Here is a 23,189-nt window from a genome sequence, read left to right on the forward strand (position 1 = left end):
CCCGGCGGCGGCAGCGCGCCGCCGGCGCCGCCCTCCCCCTTCAGGCATTCATACTGGCTTGAAACCCTATCGAGCAGGCGCCTCCCCGCCAAAGGGCGGGGAGAAAAGGAAGACTCGCGGCCGCTTGCGGCCGCTCCGGAGGTCGGCCGCAAAGGCGGCCGACCGTCAGCGCCGGCCGAGCGGGGGGCGCGCCCGCGCGCCTCCCCGAGGTCGGCGCTCCCCGCCGCCGCCTGTGGATAACTACCCCGTTAACTCTTTTATCCAGCGGCAGCTCGAGCAGCGTCCCATTGTGGGACGCCCCGGTCCCCTGCTCACTTCCGCATGGCGCGCGCCGGGGCGGGGGCCGGCTCCTCCGCGTGGCGCAAGGCCGCCGCGCGGAACAGCGCGGCGTCGAGCAGGGCGAAGTCGATCGGCTTCGACACGAAATCCGTCATCCCCGCCGCGAGGTGGCGCTCGCGGTCGCCCGGCAGCGCGCTCGCGGTCAGCGCCACGATCGGCACCTCGCCCGGCGGCCCGGCGAGCTCGCGGATCAACCGCGTCGCCCGCGCCCCGTCCATCCGCGGCATCTCCACGTCCATCAGCACCACGTCGAACCCGCCCGCCTCGGCCGCCCGCACCGCCGCCTCGCCGTCCTCGACCAGCGTCACCGCATGGCCGTTCCGCGCGAGATAGCTCCGGAGCACGATCTGGTTCGTCGCGTTGTCCTCGGCGACCAGCACCTTCAGCGGCGGCACCGACCCCGGCGCCGAGCGCCCGCCCTCGCCCGTCGCCATCGACGCCACCGCCGCCGGCGGCGCGGCGATGGTGAAGGAGAGCACCGCGCCCCCCGCCGCGCCGCTCCGCGCCGAGACCCGGCCGCCGAGGAGCCCCACCAGCTCCCGGGTGATCGCGAGGCCCAGCCCCGTCCCGCCCCGCCGCGGCCCCACACCGTAATCGGCCTGGTAGAACTCCTCGAAGAGCCGCCCGAGATCCGCCGCCCCGAAGCCGACCCCGGTGTCGGCGACCTCGACCGCCAGCTCCCGCGTCGCCGCGTCATAGTCCATCCGCGCCCGGATCTCGCCCACCTCGGTGAACTTGGCGGCGTTGCTGAGCAGGTTGACAAGGATCTGCCGCAGCCGCATCGCGTCGGTCAGGATCGCCTGCGGCACCCGATCGCTCACCTCGGTCCGCAGCGCGATCCCCTTGCGCTCCGCCCCCGCCGCCATCAGCGCCGTCACCTCGGCGAGGAGCTTCCGCGGCTCCACCGGCGCATCCAGCCGCTCCGCCCGCCCGGCCTCGAGCTTCGAGAACTCCAGAACGTCGTTGAGGATGCGCAGGAGCCCCTGCGCCGAGGAATGCGCCACCTCCGCCCGCAGCCGCTGCGCCTCCGGCAGGCGGTCGGCCAGCATCAGCTCCAGCATCCCGATCACCCCGGTCATCGGGGTGCGGATCTCGTGGCTCATCGTGGCGAGGAAGCGCGACTTCGCCACCGCCGCCGCCTCGGCCTCCGCCCGGCGCAGCTCCAGCTCGGCCTGCCGCTCGACGTCGCCGGTGACGTCCCAGACCAGCCCGACCAGCCGCCGCGAGCCGTTCTCGCCGCGGTAGACCGCCGCCATGTCGCGGATGTGGCGGATCGTCCCGTCGGGATGCACCACGCGGTAATCCTGCACGAAGCGCCCGTCCGCGTCGACCGCCGCCCGCGCCGCGTCGATCGCCCGCGCCCGGTCCTCCGGGTGGATCGCCCCCACCCAGTCCGCCTCGTTGAAGAAGCCGTGGCGGTCCGGCGCGCCGAAGAGCGCCCGCGTCCGCTCGTCCCAGATCATCTCGTCGGTCTCGAGGTCGACGTCCCAGACCCCCACCTGCGAGGCCCCGAGCGCGAAGTCGAGCCGCCACGAGAGCTGCGCCAGCTCGGCGTCGCGCGCCAGCACCCGCTGCAGCCGCCGCTCCCGCTCCGCGCCCAGCGCCAGAGCCGCGAGCGCCACCGCCACCGCGAAGAGCGCCATGCCCCCCGCCACCAGCCAGGCCTCGTTGGCGTCGGTCAGCGAGGGGAGATGGGCGAGCACGCCGGTCGCCACCGCGACAGCCAGCACGGCGCAAACGGCGAAGAGCGCCCGCGGCGCCAGCCGGGGCCACAGCAACCCTGTCGTCCTCGCCAACCTCTCTCGTTTCATCTCCGCGCCCCGTTTGAAGGGACAGGTCCGCTCTTTGCGTTAAACTTGGCTTATCGCCCCAACTTTCCGCATCGGCCCGGCCAGCTGCCGCAGCCGCGCCGTCTCGCCCGGATCCTCCGGCCGCGACAGCGCCGCCACCAGCTCCTCGAGCGAGGCGAGGCTGTGACAGGCCCGGAAGCTGTCGACATGCGGCAGGATCGCCCGCACCCCGCCCGCCCGCGGCGTGAAGCCCTCCCAGCGCAGCAAGGGGTTCAGCCAGATCACCCGCCGCGCCGAGAGGTGCAGCCTCTCCATCTCGGCGGCGAGCCGGCCCGGATCGTCGCGGTCGAGCCCGTCGGTGATCAGCAGCACCACCGCCCCCTGCCCCAGCACCCGCCGCGACCAGTCGCGGTTGAAGTCGTGGAGGCACGCCCCGATCCGGGTGCCGCCCTCCCAGTCGCGCGCCTCGCGCCCGGCGGCTGCCAAGGCGGCGTCCACGTCGCGCTGGCGCAGGTGGCGGGTGATGTTGGTCAGCTCGGTGCCGAAGGTGAAGGCATGGACCTGCGCCCAGCCAGCCCCCTTGGCGTTGGCGGCCGCGTGCAGGAAATGCAGCAGCATCCGGCTGTAGGACGACATGGATCCGGAGATGTCGCAGAGCGCGACGAGGTTCGGCCAGCGCGTCCGCCGCGCCCGCGTCGCCAGCCGCCGCACGTCGCCGCCCGAGCGCAGCGCCGCGCGCATGGTGCCGCGCCAGTCGGCGACCTGTCCGCGCGGGTCGGGCCGGGTCCGCCGCGAGGCGATCGGCTGCACCGGCAGGTCGAGCCGGGCGATGGCGCGCTTCGCCTCGGCGACCTCCGACGCGGACATCTGCTCGAAGTCGAGGCTTCTCAGCCGCTCGTCCGCCGAGAAGGTCAGCGTCGCGTCGAACTCGACCTTCGGCTCCTCCTCCCCCGCCTCTTCCGCCCGCGGCGGCGGCGGCTCGGCGCCGTCGGTCAGCGCTTCCGCCGCGCGCCGTTCCGCCGCGCTCGGCGTATGCGGCTCGGCCACTCCGCGCAGCAGCGGCAGCATCAGGCTCATCATGTGCTCCATGAAGGCCGGATCCCGCCAGAACAGCCGGAACACCTGCGCGAAGGCCTCGCGCTGCTCGGGCCGCGAGACGAAGCAGGCCTGGAGCGTGTGGTAGAAATCCCCCTTGTCGGTGAACCCGGCCGCCTCCACCGCGCGCACGGCGTCCACCACCCGCCCCGGGCCGACCGGCAGCCCGGCCTTGCGCAGCGCGCGGGCGAAGTGGACGATGTTGGCGGCGAGCTTGCCATCCTCCGCAACGAGGGCAAGTCCCGCCGGCCGCGCCATCACACCGGCCCGAGCTCGGCGCGCGCCTCGTCGAGGATGCGCTTGGCCTCCGAGCCCTGCATCCGCGCGATGTCGTCCTGGTATTTCAGCAGCGCCCCAAGCGTGTCCGCGATCACCTGCGGCGACAGCGCCACCGCGTCGAGCGCGACGAGGCACTTCGCCCAGTCGATCGTCTCCGCGACGCCCGGCTTCTTGAACAGGTCCTCCGTGCGCAGCCGCTGCACGAAGCCGACCACCTCGCGCGACAGCGCGTCGCTCGCCTCCGGGGCGCGGGCGCGCAGGATCGCGTATTCCCGGTCGAAGTCCGGATACTCGACCCAGTGATAGAGACAGCGCCGCTTCAGCGCGTCATGGACCTCGCGCGTGCGGTTCGAGGTCAGCACCACGATCGGCGGCTCCTCCGCCTTCACCGGCCCGAGCTCCGGGATCGTCACCTGGAAGTCCGACAGCGCCTCGAGCAGGAACGCCTCGAACGGCTCGTCCGTGCGGTCGAGCTCGTCGATCAGCAGCACCGGCGGCCCCTCGACATGCGGCTCCATCGCCTCGAGCAGCGGCCGCCGGATCAGGTAGCGGCCCGAGAACAGCTCCTCGGTCAGCCCGTCCCGGTCCATCCCGCCGGTCGCCTCGGCGGTGCGGATCGCCACCATCTGCGCCGGAAAGTTCCACTCGTAGACCGCGCTCGCCGCGTCGAGCCCCTCGTAGCATTGCAGCCGGATCAGCTTGCGCCCCAGCGCCGCCGCCAGCGCCTTGGCGATCTCCGTCTTGCCGACCCCCGCCTCGCCCTCCAGGAACAAGGGCCGCCCGAGCCGCAGGCTCAGGAACACCACCGTCGCGAGGCCCCGCCCCGCCACGTAGCCCGCCTCGGCGAGCAGCTTCTGGGTCTCGTCGATCGAGGCAGGCAATGGACGCATCATGGTCTCCGGCGCTCGCGTCATAAGGCGCTCCGGCACGCGGAAATCAACCCCGCGCCTGCGTGGGCCGCTTGCCGACACGCCCGCCCTGCCGCCATGCTGGCGGCCGGAGGACGCCCCATGCCCCTGCCGCGCCTTGCCGCCCGCCCCGCCCTCCTCGCCGGCCTCCTCTGCGCCGCCGCCCCGGCGCAGGCCGCGACCCTCGCCGTCCTGCCGGTGAAGCTCCTCGACACCTCCGACGAGGCCGCCGACCAGCGCGCGGCGCACGAGCGCCGGCAGGCCCTCGTCGCCGAGGCGCTGGTCCGCGACATGGTCGGCCGGGCCTACGACCGCGCCGTCGCCGTGCCGCCCGCCGCCCTCGCCGCCGCCTGCCCGCGCGAGACCACCGACTGCCTCCTCGCCGCCGCCCGCGACGCCGGGGGCGACGCCGTGCTCCTCATCGTCGTCCACAAGTCGAGCACCCTCATCCTGCAGGCCTTCGCCAGCCTCGTCGACGCCAGGACCGGCGCCCTCGTCGTCTCGCGCAACCTCAGCTTCCGCGGCGACACCGACGAGTCCTGGCTCCGCATGGCCGACTTCCTCGCCGACACCCTCGGCCGGTAGCCCGGTTTTCTTCGCCCCCGCCAGCCGCTATATCCCGAGGACGCCATCCGCGAGGACAGCATGAGCCCCACCGACCTCGCCGCCGCCCCCGACGCGATCCCCGAGGCCGCGCTCGCCTGGGCCCGCGAGGGACGCGGCGCCGCGCTCGCCACCGTCGTCGAGACCTGGGGCTCCGCCCCCCGCCGCACCGGCTCCCAGCTCGCCATCTCCGGCGACGCCGGCATGGCGGGATCGGTCTCCGGCGGCTGCGTCGAGGGCGCCGTCGTCGCCGAGGCGCTCGACGCCCTCGCCGACGGCCGCCCGCGCCTCCTCACCTACGGCGTCAGCGACGCCGACGCCTTCGCCGTCGGCCTCGCCTGCGGCGGCGCCATCCGCGTCCTCGTCGAGCCGGTCGGCGTCGGCGACGGCCCCTCCGAGGCGCTCCTCGCCGAGCTCGTCGCCGCCCGCGCCGCCCGCCGGGCCGTGGTCTACGCCGTCGACCCCGCCACCTGGGAGCGCCGCCTCGTCGCCGGCCCCGCCGACCCGCTCTGGCCCGAGGCCGCGGCCGCGCTGACCGCCGACAAGGCGGGCTTCGCCGGCGACTGGTTCCTCGGCGTCCACAACCCCCCGCTCCGCATGGCGATCGTCGGCGCCGTCCACATCGCCCAGGCCCTCGCCCCGATGGCGCGCCTCGTCGGCTACGACGTCGTGGTGATCGACCCCCGCGAGGCCTTCGGCTCGCCGGCCCGCTTCCCCGACGTCCGGCTCCTCAACGACTGGCCGGACGCGGCGCTGGCCGAGGTCGGGCTCGACGCCCGCACCGCCGTCGTCACCCTCACCCACGACCCCAAGCTCGACGACCCCGCCATCGCCGCCGCCCTCCGCGCGCCGGTCTTCTACCTCGGCAGCCTCGGCTCGACCCGCACCCACGCCAAGCGCGCCGCCCGCCTCGCCGAGACCGGGTTCGCCCCCGACGACGTCGCGCGCATCCACGCGCCGGTCGGCCTCGACATCGGCGCCAGCACCCCGGCCGAGATCGCCGTCGCGATCCTCGCCGAGGCGACGGAACGCCTCCGCCGCCCCGAGACCCGGCGCTGACATGCGCTTCGGCCCCGTTCCGCTCGCTGATGCCGAGGGCGCGATCCTCGCCCATTCGTTGACCGCCGGGACGACCCGGCTGAAGAAGGGCCGCCGCCTCGGCCCCGACGAGATCGCCGCCCTCGCCGCCGCCGGCGCGGCCGAGGTCACCGTGGCGCGGCTCGAGCCCGTCGACCTGGGCGAGGACGAGGCCGCCGCCGCCGTCGCCCGCGCCCTCGCGCCCGACCCGGAGGCGCAGGGCGTCACGGTCTCCGCCCCGTTCACCGGCAGGGTGAACCTCTTCGCCCGCGCCGCCGGCGTCTTCCGCATCGACCGCGCCTCCGTCGACCGGCTGAACGCGGTCGATCCGGCGATTACGCTGGCGACCCTCGCCGACTGGGCCCGCGTCGAGGCGCGGCAGATGGTCGCCACCGTCAAGGTGATCCCCTACGCCGTGGCCGGGCCCGCCGTCGCCGCCGCCGCGGCCGCCGCCGCGCCCCTCGCCGTCGCCCCCTTCCTCCCGGCGCGGGCGAGCCTGATCCTGACCCGCACGCCCGGCATGAAGGAGAGCCTGATCGCCAAGGGCGCCGAGGTCGTCGGCGCCCGGCTCCGCGCGCTCGGAATCGAGCCCGGCGCCCCCGTCGTCGTCGCCCACGAGACCGCCGCGGTCGCCGGGGCGCTCGCCGCCGCCCCCGCCGGCATGGCGCTGATCCTCGGCGGCTCCGCCACCTCCGACGCGGCCGACGTCTGCCCGGCCGCGGTGGTCGCGGCCGGCGGCCGGCTGCTGCGCTTCGGGATGCCGGTCGACCCGGGCAACCTGCTCTTCCTCGGCGAGCAGGCCGGCCGCGTCGTGGTCGGCCTGCCTGGCTGCGCCCGCTCGCCGGCGCTCAACGGCGCCGACTGGGTGCTGGAACGGCTCGCCGCCGGCTTCGCGGTCGGCGACGCCGACATCGCCGCCATGGGGGTCGGCGGCCTCCTCAAGGAGATCCCCGCCCGGCCGCAGCCCCGCGCCGGCCGCACCGCCGCCGGCCCGACGGGGCGGCCGCGCGTCGCGGCGATCCTGCTCGCCGCCGGCGCCTCGACGCGGATGCGCGGGCGCGACAAGCTGCTCGAGCCGCTCGCCGACGGCCGCCCGGTGCTGCGCGCCGCCGCCGAGGCGGCGCTGGCGAGCCAGGCCGACGCCGCGGTCGTCGTGCTCCCCCCCGCCGCCGACGCCCGCCGCGCCGCGCTCTCGGGCCTCGGGATCGCGGCGGTCGAGGCCGCGGACGCGGCCGAGGGCATGGCCGCCTCGCTCCGCGCCGGGCTCCGCGCGGTGGTCGAGGGCGCCGACGCGGTCGTCGTGCTCCTCGCCGACATGCCGGAGGTCGGCCCGGGCGAGATCGACCGGCTGATCGCCGCCTTCGACCCGGCCGAGGGCCGCGAGATCTGCCGCGCCGTCGCCGCCGACGGCCGCCCCGGCCACCCGGTGCTCTTCGGCCGCCGCTTCTTCGAGACGCTCTCCGGCCTGACCGGCGACCGCGGCGCCCGCGACGTGCTGCGCGACGCCGCCGAGTTCGTCGTCGACGTCCCCACCGGCGGCCGCGCCGCCACGACCGACCTCGACACCCCCGAGGACTGGGAGGCCTGGCGCGCCCGCGATCAGGCCAAACTGCACACGTTCTGAATTACCATTATTTTTCAGTAATATAAGAAGCTATCACGCGTGTTAGCGCCTCGGCGGCCGGATTTTCGCCCCCTTCCCGGCGGCCTCGTTTGCCGCAACCGGAGCGCCCCGGGCCCGACGGTTCCGGGTTGCCTTCCCCGCCCGCAGCGCCATCCTCGACCGGAAATCCATCGGGGGGACTGAGCCCGGAGCGTCGGCGGGGATGGAGGCGCCCGGCGCGCCCCCTTCCGGGGCGTGTCCCTCCGCGGGACCGACGCGCTCCTGAAACGAGAACAGGCCGCGGACGACGCCGCGGCCTGTGAAATCCCCGCGGGCCGATGGCCCGCCGCTCGCGTCAGCTGAAGAACTGCGCGCCGTTCGCCGAGATCGTCGAGCCGGTGATGAAGCCCGCGTCGTCCGAGGCGAGGAACACCACGATCCGCGCGATCTCCTCCGGCTCGCCGAGCCGGCCGACCGGGATCTGCGGAATGATGCGCTCGTTCAGCACCTTCTCGTCGATCGCCTTCACCATCTCGGTGGCGATGTAGCCCGGCGCGATCACGTTGACGGTGATCCCGGCGCGCGCGCCCTCCTGCGCCAGCGCGCGGGTGAAGCCGATGTCGCCGGCCTTGGCGGCCGAGTAGTTCGCCTGCCCGGCCTGGCCCTTCTGGCCGTTAACCGAGGAGATGTTGACGATCCGCCCGAACTTGCGGTCGCGCATCCCGCCCCAGACCGGATGCGTCATGTTGAAGACTCCGGAGAGGTTGGTGTCGATGACCTCCTTCCACTGGGCCGGGGTCATGCGATGGAACATCGCGTCCCGGGTGATGCCGGCGTTGTTCACCAGCACCTCGACCGGGCCGAGATCCGCCTCGACCTGCTTGATCCCCGCCGCGCAGGCGTCGTAGTCCGCGACCGACCACTTGTAGGTCTTGATCCCGGTCTCGGCGGTGAACTTCTTCGCCGCGTCGTCGTTGCCGGCGTAGTTCGCGGCCACAGTGTAGCCCGCGGCCTTCAGCGCGGTCGAGATCGCCGCGCCGATGCCGCGCGATCCGCCGGTGACAAGCGCCACTCGTCCCATGGGTGTCTCCCCCTTCGTTTCACTTTCGAGAACAGGACCCGGCCGCCGAGCGGGGGCCGGGAACGGAGCCGGGGCGCGAGAGCGGGCGCCCCGGACGCCGGCCGGCTAACCCGGCCGGCTGTCGCGAACCTGTCGCGGCGTCCCGAGCCCGGTCAGGGCCGCTCGACGCAGAGCGCGACGCCCATGCCGCCGCCGATGCAAAGCGTCGCGAGGCCCTTCTTCGCGTTCCGCCGCTTCATCTCGTAGAGGAGCGTGTTCAGCACCCGCGCCCCCGACGCGCCGATTGGATGCCCGATCGCGATCGCCCCCCCGTTGACGTTCACGATCGCCGGATCCCAGCCCATGTCCTTGTTGACCGCCAGCGCCTGCGCCGCGAAGGCCTCGTTGGCCTCGATCAGGTCGAGGTCCTCGACCTTCCACCCCGCCTTGGCGAGCGCCTTGCGCGAGGCATAGATCGGCCCCGCGCCCATGATCTTCGGATCGAGCCCCGCCGTCGCGTAGCTCGCGATCCGCGCCAGCGGCTCGATCCCCCGCTTCTCCGCGTTCTCCGCCGTCATCAGCACCGCCACCGCCGCGCCGTCGTTCAGGCCCGAGGCGTTGCCCGCCGTCACCGTGCCGTCCTTCGAGAAGGCCGGCTTCAGCTTCTGCATCGCCTCGAGCGTCGCGCCGTGACGGATGTACTCGTCCTTGTCGACGACCACGTCGCCCTTGCGGCCCTTCACCGTGACCGGCACGATCTCCTCGTCGAACCTGCCCGCCTTCTGCGCCGCCTCGGCCTTGTTCTGGCTCGCCACCGCGAACTCGTCCTGCATCTCGCGGGTGATCTGCCACTGGCCCGCCACGTTCTCCGCGGTCGTGCCCATGTGGTAGTTGTTGAAGGCGTCCCAGAGCCCGTCCTTGATCATCGTGTCGACGAGCTTCATGTCGCCCATCTTCTGCCCCGCGCGCATGTGCTGGGCGTGCGGCGACAGCGACATGCTCTCCTGCCCGCCGGCGACCACCACCTCGGCGTCGCCGAGCAGGATGTGCTGCGCCCCGAGCGCCACGGCCCGCAGCCCCGAGCCGCAGACCTGGTTCAGCCCCCACGCCGCGCTCTCCAGCGGCAGCCCGGCGTTGATATGCGCCTGCCGCGCCGGGTTCTGCCCCTGGGCGGCGGTCAGCACCTGGCCGAGGATGGTCTCGGAGACGTCCGCGGCCGGAACCCCGGCGCGCTCCAGCACCGACTTGATCACGGTCGCGCCGAGCTCGTGCGCGGGAACGGAGGCGAAGGCGCCGTTGAAGCTGCCCACCGGCGTCCGACCGGCGGACGCGATCACGATATTGGTCATGTTTCCCTCCTGGGCCGCCGGAACGCGCGATGCGGTTGGAGAATCGCTGCGGGCGGGCGCGTGTAGGCGCCCCTCGTGACACAATCTTGCGCGGTGCTCAACCGCTCAGAGGAGGCTCCCCTGCCCCGGGTCGCCGCCGGATTCCCGCCCGCCGCGGCGCGGCCGCGCAACCGCCCCGGGACGCGGCGCCGGGCCGGCCCCCGCCTCGGGGCGCGCCGCAACGCGGCCGTCCGCCAGCTCGATCTCCAGCCCGGCGGCGGCGCGCGCGTCCGCGGCGCGGGTCAGCACCCGGCCCGCCTCATCGCGCACGATGGCGAAGCCGCGCGCCAGCGTCGCCTCCGGCCCGAGCGTCGCCAGCAGCCGCGCCCAGCCGCCGAGCGCCCCCCGCGCCGCCGCGAGACGCGCCGGGCCCGCCCGGTCGAGAGCGCGCGCGAGCCCGTCGAGCCCCACCCGCCCCTGCGCCAGCCGCCCGGCGCCGACCCGCTCCAGCCGCGCCGCGGCCGCGGCCAGCCGCTCGCCCAGCCGCCCGATCTCCCGCTCGCGGCGGCCCGGATCGAGCCCCGCGGCCACGCGCTCCAGCCGCTCCCGCCGCGCGGCGATGGCGCGGGCGAGGAGCGCGGGCGCAAGCCGCCCCGCCGCCCCCTGCGCCAGCCGCAGCCGCCCCTCGCGCGCCGCCGCCCCCAGCGCCCGCGGCAGCCGCGGCGCCAAAGCCTCGAGCCGCGCCCGCTGCCGCTCCACCGCGCGGGCGAGCAGCGCCGGCGACAGCCGCCCGCCGGCCCCCTGCGCCAGCCGCAGCCGGCGCTCCCGCGCCGCGGCGACCAGCGCCCGCGGCAGCCGCAGCGCCAGCCCGTCGAGCCGCTGCGCCCGCTCGGCCACCAGCGCCTCGCCCCGCGGCAACCCGCGCGCAAGGTCTCGCAACCGCTGCCGGCGCGCGTCGAGCCCGCGCGACAGCGCCCCCCGCCGCCGCGTCTCCAGCCCCGCGAGCCCGGCCAGCAGGTCGAGCCGCACCGGCACCGCCATCTCCGCCGCCGCGGTCGGCGTCGGCGCTCGGCGATCGGCCACGAGGTCGAGGAGCGTGTTGTCGGTCTCGTGCCCCACGGCCGAGATCAGCGGGATGCGGCAGGCGGCGGCGGCGCGCAGCACCGCCTCCTCGTTGAACCCCCACAGGTCCTCGATCGACCCGCCGCCGCGGGCGACGATCAGCAGGTCCGGCCGCGGCGCCGGCCCGCCCGGCGCCATGGCGTCGAAGCCGCGGATCGCCGCCGCGACCTCGGCGGCGCAGTTCGGCCCCTGCACCGCCGCCGGCCAGACCAGCACCCGCCGCGGAAACCGCTCGGCGAGCCGGTGCAGGATGTCGCGGATCACCGCGCCCGAGGGCGAGGTGACGACGCCGATCGTCTCCGGCAGGAACGGCAGCGGCCGCTTGCGGCCCGGATCGAACAGGCCCTCGGCGGCCAGCGCCGCCTTGCGCTTCTCCAGCATGGCCAGCAGCGCGCCGACGCCGGCATGGGCGATCTGCTCGATCACCATCTGGTACTTCGAGGCCCCGGGGAAGGTGGTCAGCCGCCCGGTGGCGACAACCTCCATCCCCTCCTGCGGCTGCACCGCCAGGCCGCGCACCGAGGTCCGCCAGACCACGGCTCCGAGGCAGGCGCGGTCGTCCTTCAGGTCGAGGTAGATATGCCCCGACCCCGGCCGCGACACCCGGCCCACCTCGCCGCGGACCCGCACATGCCCGAAGCCGCCCTCGATGGCGCGCTTCACCGCGCCGGAGATCTCGCCGACGGTCAGCTCGGGGACGTTGCCGCCCGGGGAGCCCGGGCCGTCCGGCTCGAAGAGGTCCATGCGCGGGCTCGCTTGCGGCGGAGAGCGGGCGACCTTAGAACGCCGGCGCGGCGGGGCCAAGCGCGGGAGGCGTGCGATGAACATCCTCATCCTCGGCGGCGGCGGCCGCGAGCACGCGCTGGCCTGGGCCTTCGCGCAGAACCCGAAATGCGACCGGCTCTGGTGCGCCCCCGGCAACGCCGGCATCGCCGAGGTGGCCGATTGCGTCGCGCTCGACATCCTCGACGGCGCCAAGGTGCTCGACTTCGCCCGCGAGAACGGCGTCGAGTTCGTCATGATCGGCCCCGAGGCCCCGCTCGCCGAGGGCGTCGCCGACACGCTGCGCGCCGGCGGCCTCCTCGTCTTCGGCCCGGGCCGCGAGGCCGCCCGGCTCGAAGCCTCCAAGGCTTTCACCAAGGAGATCGCCGCCGCCTGCGGCGCGCCCACCGCGGCGAGCCAGACCTTCACCGACGAGACCGCCGCCCGGGCCTATGTCGGCGTGCAGGGCGCGCCGATCGTCGTGAAGGCCGACGGGCTCGCCGCCGGCAAGGGCGTCACCGTGGCGACGACCGAGGCCGAGGCGCAGGCCGCGCTCGACGCGATCTTCGCCGAGGGCCCCGGCGCGCGGGTGGTGATCGAGGAGTTCATGACCGGCGAGGAGGCGAGCCTCTTCGTGCTGGCGCACGGCACGGATCTCCTCGTCGTCGGCAGCGCGCAGGACCACAAGCGCGCCTTCGACGGCGACGAGGGCCCGAACACCGGCGGCATGGGCGCCTATTCCCCCGCGCCGGCGATGACGCCGGAGGTCACCGAGCGGGCGCTCGCGGAGATCGTCCGCCCGACGCTCGCCGAGATGGCCCGCCGCGGCACGCCCTTCCAGGGCGTGCTCTTCGCCGGCCTGATGATCGAGGACGGCCGCCCGCGGCTTGTCGAGTACAACGTCCGCTTCGGCGACCCCGAGATCCAGGCGATCGCCATGCGCCTCGGGGCGCAGCTCCTCGACGCCATCCTCGCCTGCGCCGAGGGCCGGCTCGCGGCCGCGCGGGTGAACTGGGCCGAGGACCACGCGATGACCGTGGTTATCGCCGCCCGCGGCTATCCCGGCGACTACGCCCGCGGCGAGGCGATCGGCCTGCCCGCCCTCGACGACCCGCGGGCGCGGCTCTTCCACGCCGGCACCCGCATCGAGGGGGGCGAGCTCGTCTCGAACGGCGGCCGCGTCCTCGACGCCACCGCCCGCGGCGCGACGCTGGCCGAGGCCCGCGACCTCGCCTACGCCGTCGCCGCCGCCGTCGACTGGCCCGGCGGCTTCTACCGCCGCGACATCGGCTGGCGCGCCCTCCCGGACGACCCCGCCGCCTGAGCCCGGCGCGGCCTACCCCAACGCCCCGGCGCGGCCTGAGCCCGGCAGGACCTGTCCACGGCTCCGCCGCCGCCTGAGGCCGGCCCTCGCTGTCCGGCGTCCCCGCCGCGTGAAGCCCGCGACTGCCCGGCGATCCCGCCGCCCGCCTGAGCCCGGCCTCGCTCCCGGCCCGGCAGCGGCCCGAAGCGTCGCCCCGCGCCTCTCCCCGAACGGCCCCGCCGCCCGCGCCCCCAAAGGCTTTCATTCAGGTTAGCTAACCTGGAGAGCAGTCGGTTTTCCGCCCACAGGCGGAAAACAAGCAAAGAGACTCTGCGCGCACCTGCGCGCTCCTTGTGGCCGCAAAGGCGGCCACCTCGCCACCCGCACTCACGCGCGCAATAAAATTACTTCACGATTATTATCGTTTTAACTCAATTAATTGAGCAGCGTCCCACTGTGGGACATTTCAACGCCCCCGGTCACCCCCAGGTGAAGCGCCGCTTCTCCAGCCGCGCCCCCGCCACGCTCTCGACCGCGCTCCCCGTCTCCCGCCCCCCGAGGGCGCGATAGAACGCGAGCCCGACGAGGTTCCCCGCCAGGCACCAGACGGTCAGCGGCACGACCCCGCGGCCGTCGAGCTCGGCCCGCGCGGCGGCGAAGAGCTGCGAGCCGAACCCGATGCCCTGGCATTCCGGCCGCACGTAGAGCTCCTGGATCTCGCCCCCCGGGCCCGACCGGCAGCGGCCGACGAGGGCGTAGCCCACCACGTCCTCGCCGAGCGCGGCGACGAGCGCCCGGCCCCGGCCGTCATGGAGCCGCCGCCACCAGCCCGGACCGCGCCGGCCGATCATCCGGGTCAGCCCCGGCTCCGGGATCACCCCGGCATAGGCATAGCGCCAAGCCCCGGCATGGACGACGGCCAGCCCCTCGGCGTCCGCCGCCGTCGACCAGCGGGTCCGCAGGACGCCAGCGCTGTCGGGACCGGGCTCCATGCCCGCGAGACTAGGCCCGCCCCGACCCCGCCACAAGCGCCCCGCGCGGGCAGAATTAACCGCGGGGCGCAGCCTTGCACGCCGGCCCCCGGGCGCTATCATCCCCGCCCACCACCGCTCGGGAGGAGCCGATGGAAGAAACCGCCGCACAGGGGACCGGCATCCTGGTCTCGTTCATCATCTGGCTGATCGTCGGCGGCGTCGCCGGCTGGCTCGCAGGACTGATCGTCCGCGGCGGCGGCATGGGCGTGATGGGCAACATCGTGCTCGGCATCCTCGGCGCCATCGTCGCCGGCTGGCTGTTCCCGCTCCTCGGCCTCGGCTTCGGCGGCGGCATCCTCGGCGCGATCCTGTCCGCCATGGTCGGCGCCATCATCGTGCTGCTGATCATCGGCCTGATAAAACGGGCCTAGCCCGGACGCCCTACACCGCGAAGCGCTCGGCGTCCCGCAGCAGCCGCGTCTCGAAGGCGCGGCTGATGTGCTCGCGGATCGCCGCGTCCGCCGCCTCGCCGTCGCGGGAGCCGATGGCGCGGACGATCGCCTCGTGCTCGTCGATCGACTGCGGCCCCCGCCCCGGCGCCGCCAGCGATGTCTGCGCCATCAAGGCCATCGCCCGGTGGACCATGTCGAGCTGCTGGATCAGGTAGCGGTTGTGCGAGGCGAGATGGATCTGGCGGTGGAACCGCTTGTTGGTCCGCGCCAGCGCCTCGGGCCGGTCGACGAGCTCGCGGTCCTTGCGCACCATCTCCCACAGCACCCGCACCTCCTCGGGCGCCGCGTGCTGCGCCGCCAGCCGGGCCGCAAGGCCCTCGAGCTCGGCGCGGACCACGTAGAGCTCGCCGAGCTGGTCGTGGTCGAGCGCCGCGACGACGAGGCTGCGGCCGTCGCGGGCGAGCACCCCTTGCGTCTCCAGCCGCTGCAGCGCCTCGCGGATGGGGGTGCGGGAGACGCCGAAGCGCTCGGCCAGCTCGCTCTCGACCAGCCGGTCGCCGGGACGGAACTCGCCCTGGTCGATCGCGTCGAGCAGCAGCTCGTGGGCATCCCTCTGGCCGGTCGTCGCCATGGCGCGCTGGTCTCCTCCGTCTCCGCCGCCGCGGCGCGGAGCCTAGTCCGGTCGCGGGGAAGAATCCACGGGCGCCTCGCCCTGCCGCCGGATTCCGGGCCGCATCCCGAAAATGTACCACAGTGGGAAACTGTCCAACCATCTGACATCTCTGTCAAATTGATATATACATGGAGTTATCCACAGGCTGGCGCCGTCGCCGCGGCCGCCATTCGCTGATCATCACGGCGGCGACGATGAGGGCGCCGCCGAGGAGCGCCAGCGGCGGCAGGCGGTCGCCGGCGAGGCGGCCGACGACGCCGCCCCAGACCGGCTCGCCGGCATAGATCAGCGTCGCCCGGGTCGGCGAGACGGTGCGCTGCGCCCAGTTGATCGTCAGCTGGATGACCGCCGAGGCGAGGCCGAGGCCGAGCGCCGCGGCGACCCAGCCGGCGGACGCGGGCAGGCTCTCGCCGGCGACCGGCGAGAAGGCGAAGGCGAGGCCGCTCGCCGTCAGGAGCTGGACGACAGTGATGCGGCGGACGTCGACGGAGCCCGCGAAGCGGCCGACGAGGATGATCTCCGCGGCGATGGCGACGGCGCCGAGGAGGGTCGCCACCTCGCCCGGGCCGAGCGCGAGCCCGCCCGCCGTCCCGCCCGCCTGGGGCCCGGCGATCAGGACGAGGCCGACGAAGGCGAGCGCCACGCCGGCCCAGGCCATCGCCGGCGGCGGGCGGCGCAGCACGACGAGCTGGAGAATCGGCACCAGCGGCACATAGACCGCGGTGATGAAGGCGGAGCGGCTGCTCGAGATCGTCTGGAGGCCGACGGTCTGCAGGGAGAAGCCGAGGAAGATGCAGGCACCGACCGCGATCCCGGCGCCGAGCTCGCGGCGGGTCAGCCCGCGCATCGCCCCGGCGAAGAGCGCGAGCGTGGCGAGGCCGGCGGCCGCGAAGCGCAGCCCGACGAAGGCGAGCGGCGCGCCGCCGGCCAGCATCGCCAGCTGCACGACGAGGAAGGTCGCGCCCCAGACCACGGTGATGGCGACGAGCGCGGCCTCCGGGCGGGAGAGCGCGAGCGGGTTGCGGCGGGGGGCGGCGATGTGCATCATAGTGCGCACCTCATATGAGAAGTATAATGCCCAATCAAGCCTCCCGTGGCGACGTCCTCGCCCATGTCGGGACGAACCTGCGCCGGCTGCGTCAGGCGGCGGGGATGAGCCAGCAGGCGCTGGCGGAGGCGTCGGGGATCAGCCGGCGGATGATCGTCGGGCTCGAGGGCGGCGAGACCAACGTCAGCCTCTCGAGCCTCGACCGGCTGGCCTGGGCGCTCGGGGCGGGGTTCGTCGAGATGGTGAGCGACCCCGACGCCGGCCTCGCGCCCGGGCGGGTCGAGGCGCTGGCCTGGCGCGGGCGGGCCGAGGGCAGCTCCGCGACGCTGGTCGGCAGCGTGCCGGCGCGGCGCGACGCGCAGCTCTGGACCTGGTCGCTGGCGCCGGGCGACCGCTACGACGCCGAGCCCGATCCCGAGGGCTGGCACGAGATCGTTCATGTCGACGCCGGGGTGCTGACGGTCGAGACCGAGGCGGGCGAGCTGACGATCGGCCCCGGCGGCCACGCGATCTACGGCAGCGCCCAGAGCTACGCCTATGCGAACCGCGGCACGGACGAGGTGCGGTTCATCCGGGTGGTGGTGGCGTGAGGCGGGGCGGCGGGGGCTGACGGCGGAGGGGTTGCGCGTCCGGCATGGCCGTCAGGCCCGGAGGATCCTGCCGGACTCGCTGGACCTGTTCCATCTTGATCGGCGGCATCGACAGGCCCGGCGGGACGCCGCTCGGGGCGGTCTCCCGGAGGCCTCAGGCGAGCGCCAGCTCGACCAGCAGATCCTTCGCGTCGACCTGGCTGCCGGGCTGGACGTGCAGCGCCTTCACCGTGCCGCCGCGCTCGGCGTAGAGGCCGGTCTCCATCTTCATCGCCTCGATGGTGACGAGGAGGTCGCCCGCCCGCACCTCCTGGCCTTGCGTCACGCCGACCGAGGCGATCACCCCCGGCATCGGCGCGGCGACCTGCCCCGGCGCGCCGGGCTCGGCCTTCGGCCGCTTCGGGGCCGAGGCCTGCGCCTTGCGGTTCGGCACCCGGGCGGTGCGCGGCTGGCCGTTCAGCTCGAAGAACACCCGGACCTCGCCGTCCTCGTTGGTCTCGCCGACGGTCTGGAGGCGGATCTCCAGCGTCTTGCCGGGGTCGATCTCCGCCGCGATCTCGTCGCCCGGCTCCATGCCGTAGAAATAGACCGGCGTCGGCAGCGTGCGCACCGGGCCATACTCGGCGTGCCGGGTGGCGTAGTCGACGAAGACCTTGGGATACATCAGGTAGCCGCAGAAATCCTCGTCGTCGAAGGCGGTCTCGGGAACCTCGGCCTTCAGCTTCGCCCGCAGCGCGCCGAGGTCGGCCGGCGGCATCACCGCGCCCGGCCGCTCGGTCGAGGCGGGCTCGCCCTTGAGGACCTTCTTCTGGAGCGCCTCGGGCCAGCCGCCCGGGGGCTGGCCGAGATTGCCCTTCATCATGTCGACGACGCTCTCCGGGAAGGCGACCTCGACCTCCGGGTCCTCGACCTGCGCCCGGGTCAGCCCCTGCGCCACCATCATCAGCGCCATGTCGCCGACGACCTTGGAGGAGGGCGTCACCTTGACGATGTCGCCGAACATGCGGTTGACCTCGGCATACATCGCCGCGACCTCGTGCCAGCGCTCCTCCAGCCCCATGGAGCGCGCCTGCGCCTTGAGGTTGGTGAACTGGCCGCCCGGCATCTCGTGAAGGTAGACCTCGGAGGCGGGGGCCTTCAGGCCGGCCTCGAAGGCGGCGTACTGGGTGCGCACCGCCTCCCAGTAGTCGGAGATCGTGCGGATCGCGCCCATGTCGAGCCCGGTGTCGCGGTCGCCGTGCTTCAGCGCCTCGACGATCGAGCCGAGGCAGGGCTGCGAGGTGCCGCCCGAGAAGGCGTCCATCGCCGCGTCGACGGCGTCGACGCCCGCCCGCGCGGCGGCGAGGATCGAGGCCCCGGCGATGCCGCTGGTGTCGTGGGTGTGGAAGTGGACGGGGAGGCCGACCTCCTCCTTCAGCGCCTTGACGAGGGCGTAGGCGGCGGCGGGCTTGAGGAGCCCGGCCATGTCCTTCAGCCCGAGGACGTGGGCGCCGGCGTCACGCAGCTCGCTGGCCATCGCGACGTAGTATTTCAGGTCGTACTTGGAGCGGTCCGGGTCGTAGAGATCGCCGGTGTAGCAGATCGCCGCCTCGCAGACCTTGTCGGCCGCGACCACCGCGTCCATGGCGACGCGCATGTTCTCGACCCAGTTCAGGCTGTCGAAGACGCGGAAGACGTCGACCCCTGACGAGGCCGCCTGGCCGACGAAGGCCTCGACGACGTTGTCGGGATAGTTGGTGTAGCCGACCCCGTTCGAGGCGCGCAGCAGCATCTGCGTCATCAGGTTCGGCATCGCCTTGCGCAGGTCCCGCAGCCGCTGCCAGGGGCATTCTTGGAGGAAGCGATAGGCGACGTCGAAGGTCGCGCCGCCCCAGCACTCGACCGAGAAGAGCTGCGGCAGCATGTGCGCATAGGCCGGCGCGATGCGGATCATGTCGTAGGAGCGCATCCGCGTGGCGAGGAGGCTCTGGTGGCCGTCGCGCATCGTGGTGTCGGTGATGAGCAGGCGCTCCTGCGCCAGCATCCAGTCGGCCACCGCCTTCGGCCCGTGGGCGTCGAGGAGCTGGCGGGTGCCCTCCGGCGGGGCCTCGACCGGCACGACGGGGGGCTTCGGGGCCCGGGCCTGCGCCGGCGGCTTCGGCCGGCCGGCGGTCTCCGGATGGCCGTTCACGGTGATGTCGGCGATGTAGTTGAGGATGCGGGTCGCCCGGTCGCGGCGCTTCTCGAAACGGAAGAGCTCGGGCGTCGTGTCGATGAACTTCGTCGTGTAGCTGTAGTCGAGGAAGCTCGGGTGCTTCAGCAGGTTCTCGACGAAGGCGATGTTGGTGGAGACGCCGCGGATGCGGAACTCCCTGAGCGCCCGGTCGAGCCGCGCCACCGCCGCCTCCGGCGTCGGCGCCCAGGCGGTGACCTTCTCGAGGAGCGAGTCGTAGTAGCGGGTGATGACCGCGCCGGAATAGGCCGTGCCGCCGTCGAGGCGGATGCCCATGCCGGTCGCGCCGCGATAGGCGGTGATGCGGCCGTAGTCGGGGATGAAGTTGTTCTGCGGATCCTCGGTGGTGATGCGGCACTGGATGGCGTTGCCGTGCAGCGTGATGTCGGCCTGGCTCGCCATCCCCGTCGCCTCGGCGATGGTCGCGCCCTCCTCGATCAGGATCTGGGCGCGGACGATGTCGATGCCGGTCACCTCCTCGGTGACGGTGTGCTCGACCTGGATGCGGGGATTCACCTCGATGAAATAGAAATCGCCACTGTCGCGGTCCATCAGGAACTCAACCGTGCCGGCGCACTCGTAATTCGCCGCCCGCGCGATCCGCAGCGCCAGCCCGCAGACGTACTCGCGCTGCTCCTGGCTCAGGTAGGGCGCGGGGGCGCGCTCGACGACCTTCTGGTTGCGGCGCTGGACGGAGCAGTCGCGCTCCCACAGGTGATAGATCGTGCCCATCTTGTCGCCGAGGATCTGCACCTCGACGTGGCGGGCGTTGACGATCATCTTCTCGAGGTAGCCCTCGCCGTTGCCGAAGGCGGCCACGGCCTCGCGGCGGCCCTCCAGCACCTTCTCCTCGAGCTCGTCGGGGCCGAGGATCGGGCGCATGCCCCTGCCGCCGCCGCCCCAGGAGGCCTTGAGCATGAAGGGATAGCCGACGGCCTCGGCCATGCGGCGGACCTCGGCCATGTCGTCGGGCAGGACGTCGGTCGCGGGGATCACCGGCACGCCGGCCTCGATCGCCACCCTGCGGGCGGAGGCCTTGTCGCCGAGCATCCGCATGGTGGCCGAGGTCGGGCCGATAAAGGTGATGTCGTTGGCCTCACAGGCCTCGACCAGCTCGGGGTTCTCGGAGAGCAGGCCGTAGCCCGGGTGGATCGCGTCCGCGCCGGACATCTTCGCCACGCGGATGATCTCGGGGATCGAGAGATAGGCGGCGACCGGGCCGAGGCCCTCGCCGATGCGGTAGGCCTCGTCCGCCTTGAAGCGGTGCAGCGAGAGCTTGTCCTCCTCGGCGAACACCGCCACCGTGCGCTTGCCGAGCTCGTTCGCCGCCCGCATCACGCGGATCGCGATCTCGCCGCGGTTGGCCACCAGGATCTTCTTGAAGGTCGGCATGAGGCAGCCCTTGCGCTGGCGCCCGGGAGAGAGGCGCGACGGCCGGAATCCCTATCCCACCCTCGGACGACAGACAATCTGCCCCGCCCTCCGCGGGGCGCCGCTCCGGCGATCGCCGCTTTGCTGGGCGCCGGCGCCCAGGGATCGCGCAGCCGGCTTCCGTCTTGTTTTCCGGGGCGGCGGCGCCCATCTCGACGCTACCGGGTCGCCTATCCGAGGGGCCCGCGCCGAAGTCGCTTCACGAGGACTTGCGCGATGACGAAAATGACCTTCGCCTCGCACCCTTATCTTCTTGGGTTCGAGCAGCTGGACCGGCTGGTGGAACGCAGCGCGAAGTCCGGGGCCGAGGGCTACCCGCCCTGCAACATCGAGCAGACCTCCGACGCCTCCTACCGCATCACCCTCGCGGTCGCGGGCTTCGCCGAGGACGACCTCGCGGTGACGCTGGAATCCAACCAGCTCGTGGTGCGCGGCCGCCAGCGCGACGACGCGGAGGGCCGCGTCTTCCTGCACCGCGGCATCGCCGCCCGGCAGTTCCAGCGCAGCTTCGTGCTGGCCGACGGCGTCGAGGTGAGCGGCGCGTCGCTCGAGAACGGGCTCCTGCACATCGACCTCGAGCGCGCCGCGCCCGAGACGGTGGTCCGCACCATCGGCATCACCCGCAAGAGCCGCTAGAAACCAAGGAGGCAGAGACATGACCGATTTCCCCAGCTTCTCCGCCGAGGCCGGCAAGCGCATCGTCTACGTGCGCGAGGTGAAGACCGCCGACCTGCCCGAGGAGATCCGCGCCAAGACCGCCGGGCTCGACCACCTCTACGCCATCCACGCCGAGGGCGGCGAGGTGCTGGCGCTGGTCCCCGACCGCGCCCAGGCCTTCGTGGTCGCCCGCCAGAACGAGATGTCGCCCGTCAGCGTCCACTGACGGCGGCGAGGGCGGCCGGCTCGACCGCGACCGGCACGGTTGCGGCGGCGCCGGCCGAGCAGCGCCACCGCGGTCGCGCAGTCGACCGCGCGGCCGCCCCGCTCCCCCACCAGCCCGTTGCAGCCGGCGGCCACCGCCACGACGCCGAGCTGCGCCGCGGCGATGCCGCCCATGGCGGTGAGACCGATCGCGAGCCCCGCGCCGGCGCCGAGCGACGGCAGGACCTGTGGCAGCACCGCCAGGTAGAAGACGAGGTTGTAGGGGCTCGACAGCCCGACCATGAGCCCCGCGGCGGCGTCCCTCCGGTGCGCCGGTCAACGACGCGACCTCCGTCGCCGAGGCTCGTCGCCGCCGCCCGTCGCGAGCTTGCGCGAAAGCCGGCGCGACCAAGCCGCACTCGGAATTTTTCTGCGTAGAATCAATTCTTTGACATCTGTCAACGCGTGGACAGATGCGCCCCGGTCCGCGTTCCCCCCGCTGCGTCGAGACGCTGCCGAGAGACCCGCGCCGAACACCGCGCCCCCGGGCGGCGCACAGCTTCCCCGGCTTGAGCCGGGGATCGAGAAGGGCCAGCCCGAGGGGCCGGATCTCGCGTCACTCCGCCGCGGCGATCTGCGCGGCGTCGGGCGCGGGCTCCCCTGCCTCGTCCCGCGCCGCGAGGAACCGCTCGGCGTCGAGCGCCGCCATGCAGCCCATGCCCGCCGAGGTCACCGCCTGCCGGTAGACCGGATCGGCGATGTCGCCCGCCGCGAACACCCCCGGGACCGAGGTCGCCGTCGATCCCGGCTGCGTTCGCACGTAGCCGCCGTGGTGAAGCTCCAGCTGGCCCTCGACCAGCTGCGACGCCGGCGCGTGGCCGATGGCGACGAACACTCCGTCGGCCTTCAGCTCGCGCGTCTCGCCGCTGCGCACGTCGCGCAGCCGCACCCCGGTCACGCCGAGCGGATCGGTCTCGCCGATCACCTCGTCGAGCGCGTGATGCCAGATCGTCTCGATCTTCGGGTGCTGGAACAGCCGCTCCTGGAGGATCTTCTCCGCGCGCAGCTCGTCGCGGCGATGCACCAGCGTCACCTTGGTGGCGAAGTTGGTCAGGAACAGCGCCTCCTCGACCGCCGAGTTGCCGCCGCCCACGACCACCACCTCGCGCCCGCGGTAGAAGAACCCGTCGCAGGTCGCGCAGGCCGAGACGCCGAAGCCCTTGAACCGCTCCTCGGAGGCAAGCCCCAGCCAGCGCGCCTGCGCCCCGGTGGCGAGGATCAGCGCCTCGGCCGTGTAGACCGTCCCGCTGTCGCCCCAGGCGGTGAACGGCCGCCGCGACAGGTCGAGCCGCGAGATGTGGTCGCCCACGATCTCCGCCCCGGTGGCGCGGGCATGCGCCTCCATCCGCTCCATCAGCGCCGGGCCCTGCACCTCGACGTCGCCGGGCCAGTTCTCCACCTCGGTGGTGATGGTCAGCTGTCCCCCGGGCTGGATGCCCTGCACGAGGACCGGCGCGAGCATCGCGCGCGCCCCATAGACCGCGGCCGTGTAGCCGGCCGGGCCGGAGCCGATGATGAGCAGGCGGGTGTGGCGCGTCTCGGGCATGGCGGATCCTCCGGTCCCGCGATATAGGCGCGCCGGCCCCCGCTGTGAAGCCGGCGCGGCGACGGCGCGACGG

At 73.8% G+C, this 23,189-nt stretch carries 19 protein-coding genes; 8 read left to right on the forward strand and 11 right to left on the reverse strand.

All coding sequences use genetic code 11. The features are described 5' to 3' along the window. Positions 1-311 precede the first annotated feature (311 nt). The 3 genes from KBB57_RS09000 to KBB57_RS09010 all read right to left on the reverse strand — a co-directional run bounded on the left by KBB57_RS09000 (position 312) and on the right by KBB57_RS09010 (position 4,396). The gene (locus KBB57_RS09000; protein WP_290748908.1) at positions 312-2,117 is read right to left on the reverse strand and encodes a response regulator; all 1,806 of its coding nucleotides are present in this window, start codon (positions 2,115-2,117) and stop codon (positions 312-314) included. Between the two features lie 72 nt (positions 2,118-2,189). Then, on the reverse strand, positions 2,190-3,482 hold the full coding sequence (locus KBB57_RS09005; RefSeq protein ID WP_290748911.1) for a VWA domain-containing protein: 1,293 nt from the start codon (positions 3,480-3,482) through the stop codon (positions 2,190-2,192). Beyond that, the gene (locus tag KBB57_RS09010) at positions 3,482-4,396 is read right to left on the reverse strand and encodes a MoxR family ATPase (protein ID WP_290749069.1); all 915 of its coding nucleotides are present in this window, start codon (positions 4,394-4,396) and stop codon (positions 3,482-3,484) included. Before KBB57_RS09010 ends, KBB57_RS09005 begins: the two co-directional genes overlap by 1 nt. Positions 4,397-4,513: 117 nt before the next feature. On the opposite strand from KBB57_RS09010, the gene KBB57_RS09015 reads away from it, so the two are divergent. The 3 genes from KBB57_RS09015 to KBB57_RS20110 are packed head-to-tail and all read left to right on the forward strand — an operon-like array spanning position 4,514 to position 7,715. Then, the gene (locus KBB57_RS09015; RefSeq protein ID WP_290748913.1) at positions 4,514-4,996 is read left to right on the forward strand and encodes a DUF2380 domain-containing protein; all 483 of its coding nucleotides are present in this window, start codon (positions 4,514-4,516) and stop codon (positions 4,994-4,996) included. A 60-nt stretch (positions 4,997-5,056) separates the two neighbouring features. Further along, positions 5,057-6,073, forward strand: coding sequence for an XdhC family protein (locus KBB57_RS09020; protein ID WP_290748916.1), 1,017 nt, complete (start codon positions 5,057-5,059; stop codon positions 6,071-6,073). Between the two features lies 1 nt (position 6,074). Further along, positions 6,075-7,715, forward strand: a complete 1,641-nt coding sequence (locus KBB57_RS20110) for an NTP transferase domain-containing protein (protein WP_367272670.1) — start codon at positions 6,075-6,077, stop codon at positions 7,713-7,715. Positions 7,716-8,049: 334 nt separating this feature from the next. Here KBB57_RS20110 and phbB read toward each other — a convergent pair whose 3' ends face one another. From phbB to xseA, 3 genes are all read right to left on the reverse strand, one after another. After that, positions 8,050-8,775 carry an acetoacetyl-CoA reductase gene (gene phbB / locus KBB57_RS09035; protein WP_290748918.1) on the reverse strand — a complete coding sequence of 242 codons (726 nt, stop codon included), beginning with the start codon at positions 8,773-8,775 and terminating at the stop codon, positions 8,050-8,052. 152 nt (positions 8,776-8,927) lie between these two features. Beyond that, a complete protein-coding gene (locus KBB57_RS09040) occupies positions 8,928-10,103 on the reverse strand; it encodes an acetyl-CoA C-acetyltransferase (RefSeq protein ID WP_290748920.1) in 1,176 nt (391 codons plus the stop codon). 105 nt (positions 10,104-10,208) lie between these two features. Further along, entirely contained in the window at positions 10,209-11,948 is a 1,740-nt protein-coding gene (gene xseA, locus KBB57_RS09045) for an exodeoxyribonuclease VII large subunit (protein WP_290748923.1), read from the reverse strand. A 76-nt stretch (positions 11,949-12,024) separates the two neighbouring features. Between xseA and purD the strand changes: the two genes are divergently transcribed. Next, complete coding sequence (gene purD / locus KBB57_RS09050) at positions 12,025-13,290, forward strand: phosphoribosylamine--glycine ligase (RefSeq protein WP_290748925.1); 1,266 nt, start codon at positions 12,025-12,027, stop codon at positions 13,288-13,290. A gap of 458 nt (positions 13,291-13,748) precedes the next feature. On the opposite strand, the gene KBB57_RS09055 is transcribed toward purD, so the two are convergent. Further along, positions 13,749-14,261 (reverse strand): GNAT family N-acetyltransferase, encoded by a 513-nt coding sequence (locus KBB57_RS09055; protein ID WP_290748927.1) that lies wholly within the window; start codon positions 14,259-14,261, stop codon positions 13,749-13,751. Between the two features lie 131 nt (positions 14,262-14,392). On the opposite strand from KBB57_RS09055, the gene KBB57_RS09060 reads away from it, so the two are divergent. Next, complete coding sequence (locus tag KBB57_RS09060; RefSeq protein WP_290748929.1) at positions 14,393-14,674, forward strand: GlsB/YeaQ/YmgE family stress response membrane protein; 282 nt, start codon at positions 14,393-14,395, stop codon at positions 14,672-14,674. Positions 14,675-14,684: 10 nt separating this feature from the next. Here KBB57_RS09060 and KBB57_RS09065 read toward each other — a convergent pair whose 3' ends face one another. Beyond that, positions 14,685-15,326, reverse strand: coding sequence for a GntR family transcriptional regulator (locus KBB57_RS09065; RefSeq protein ID WP_290748932.1), 642 nt, complete (start codon positions 15,324-15,326; stop codon positions 14,685-14,687). 154 nt (positions 15,327-15,480) lie between these two features. After that, the gene (locus KBB57_RS09070; protein WP_290748934.1) at positions 15,481-16,416 is read right to left on the reverse strand and encodes a DMT family transporter; all 936 of its coding nucleotides are present in this window, start codon (positions 16,414-16,416) and stop codon (positions 15,481-15,483) included. A gap of 26 nt (positions 16,417-16,442) precedes the next feature. On the opposite strand from KBB57_RS09070, the gene KBB57_RS09075 reads away from it, so the two are divergent. Continuing rightward, positions 16,443-17,006: a helix-turn-helix domain-containing protein gene (locus KBB57_RS09075; RefSeq protein ID WP_290748935.1), complete on the forward strand. Its 564-nt coding sequence runs from the start codon at positions 16,443-16,445 to the stop codon at positions 17,004-17,006. Positions 17,007-17,160: 154 nt separating this feature from the next. Here the strand turns inward: KBB57_RS09075 and KBB57_RS09080 are convergent, their stop codons facing one another. Next, entirely contained in the window at positions 17,161-20,610 is a 3,450-nt protein-coding gene (locus KBB57_RS09080; protein WP_290748937.1) for a pyruvate carboxylase, read from the reverse strand. Between the two features lie 255 nt (positions 20,611-20,865). On the opposite strand from KBB57_RS09080, the gene KBB57_RS09085 reads away from it, so the two are divergent. Together KBB57_RS09085 and KBB57_RS09090 are read left to right on the forward strand one after the other, a co-directional pair. Further along, positions 20,866-21,285: an Hsp20 family protein gene (locus tag KBB57_RS09085; RefSeq protein ID WP_290748939.1), complete on the forward strand. Its 420-nt coding sequence runs from the start codon at positions 20,866-20,868 to the stop codon at positions 21,283-21,285. Positions 21,286-21,304: 19 nt separating this feature from the next. Next, positions 21,305-21,532 carry a DUF1150 family protein gene (locus tag KBB57_RS09090; protein ID WP_290748941.1) on the forward strand — a complete coding sequence of 76 codons (228 nt, stop codon included), beginning with the start codon at positions 21,305-21,307 and terminating at the stop codon, positions 21,530-21,532. A gap of 594 nt (positions 21,533-22,126) precedes the next feature. Here the strand turns inward: KBB57_RS09090 and trxB are convergent. Continuing rightward, positions 22,127-23,116, reverse strand: coding sequence for a thioredoxin-disulfide reductase (gene trxB, locus KBB57_RS09095; protein ID WP_290748943.1), 990 nt, complete (start codon positions 23,114-23,116; stop codon positions 22,127-22,129). Between the last annotated feature and the right edge of the window lie 73 nt (positions 23,117-23,189).

This window comes from Amaricoccus sp. (genome assembly GCF_017993425.1).
Lineage (GTDB): Bacteria > Pseudomonadota > Alphaproteobacteria > Rhodobacterales > Rhodobacteraceae > Amaricoccus.